Annotated in this window: 2 protein-coding genes; one reads left to right on the top strand and one right to left on the bottom strand. The window is 60.3% G+C overall.

The genetic code is table 11. The annotated features are described in order from the left end of the window. Nucleotides 1-594: LysM peptidoglycan-binding domain-containing protein (locus tag EOM25_15030; GenBank protein NCC26492.1), on the top strand; the 594-nt coding region annotated here is incomplete at its 5' end. 69 nt (nucleotides 595-663) lie between these two features. Here EOM25_15030 and EOM25_15025 read toward each other — a convergent pair. Beyond that, the gene (locus tag EOM25_15025; GenBank protein ID NCC26491.1) at nucleotides 664-1,191 is read right to left on the bottom strand and encodes a hypothetical protein; all 528 of its coding nucleotides are present in this window, start codon (nucleotides 1,189-1,191) and stop codon (nucleotides 664-666) included. Nucleotides 1,192-1,351: the final 160 nt, after the last annotated feature.

Below are 1,351 nucleotides of genomic sequence, written 5' to 3'. Positions count from 1 at the left end.
GCCTATCTGAGCGATTCCAGCTCAAGGCCCTATGCCGGTTTCCAGCGCTACCAGATCCGGACCGGGGATTCTTGGTGGAGAATATCCAACCGCAGCGGTGTACCCATTGAGGTCTTGAAACGGGTCAATGACAAGACGGCCAACCTTCTGCGTCCGGGACAATGGATCATGATTCCCGGCAAGGGGGGCGCGGTCGTGGCCGAATCCGGAGGTGAGCGAAAGACCCGGGAAATCGCCAGGGCTCGGGCCAACTATACGGTCGGAAAGGGCGACAGCCTGTGGGCCATTTCCAAAAAGTTTGGGGCCAGTGTGGATTCCATCGCCAAGGCCAACGGCCTCAAGAAGTCGAGTACCTTGAGCATCGGCCAGAAGCTTTACATCCCTGGGACCAAGGAACAGAGTTCGTCGGTGGCGTCGAGAGACCCGCGTCCGGCCCAAGGCTCTCTGGTCCAGTATCTCGTCCGCCAGGGAGATACACTCTGGGACATTTCCAGGAAATTCGGGGTGTCGACCAAGGACCTGCAGGCCTGGAACAGGATGGGGCAAAGTTCGAGGCTGCGCCCCGGGGATAAGCTCAAAATTTTCGTCCCCTGATTTGAACTTCAGCGAAGCAGACAAGCGATTCAGCCCGGGCCATGCCCGGGCTTTTTTTGTGTGAGCTCTTCAGGACCTTTTTTCGTGTGTCAAATTCGATGGATGGTCGGATCGGTTCAGGATGTCTGCGATCCGGAGGGGTACGTCGCGCAGAGCCAGAATCCGTTCCTGTTTTGTCGGATGTGACCCGACGTCGGCGAGAGGGTCGACAACCTCAAGGCCGGTGGCATCGGCCGAGCCAAGGATGTTGGATCTCCAGGGTTCGTCCACCGGGGCCACGGTCAGGCCGTGCGGGGCGACGGCAGGCCAATCCAGAGACGATTGGCCTGGCTCGATGGTCATAAAATGGGCGGATAGCCGCTGATCGCTCCCCATTGCGGCCAGATGGAGGTTGGCCTCGGCCACACCGTCCAGAAAGGCTGTGGCTCCGGGATCGGTTCTCGCCCCGGTTCCCGGGGGCAGGAGCAGGGTGGCGTTGACGACGATGGTGGCGTTGCTATTTTCGTTGCCGATGCTGGCAGTGAACAGACACCCGGTCAGGGCCGGGTAGAGGATCAGGCAAGCCAGGAGTGTTCGGGTCAGGGGTGGATTGGTCATGTTCGGCTCCCAGGATCGGTTTCGGTCAGATCCCGATTCAACCCATACCCCGGGCCGGGACGCTAGTCCAGGGTTCGCCGGAAGCGTTTGAGGCCGATGGCGACGACTACGATCCAGAAAATCAGGATGGGCCAGACATGGTGCATGGCTTCGGCCGGTC

The organism is Deltaproteobacteria bacterium, from assembly GCA_009929795.1.
Taxonomy (GTDB): domain Bacteria; phylum Desulfobacterota; class Desulfovibrionia; order Desulfovibrionales; family Desulfomicrobiaceae; genus RZZR01.
The sequence above is the reverse complement of the archived record's forward strand: the minus strand, read 5'-3'. Positions and strand labels throughout refer to the sequence as shown.

What these genes read in the sequence shown, in the direction of transcription:
- EOM25_15025 (NCC26491.1), bottom strand. Translation starts at nt 1,191, where the DNA reads ATGACCAATCCACCCCTGACCCGAACACTCCTGGCTTGCCTGATCCTC.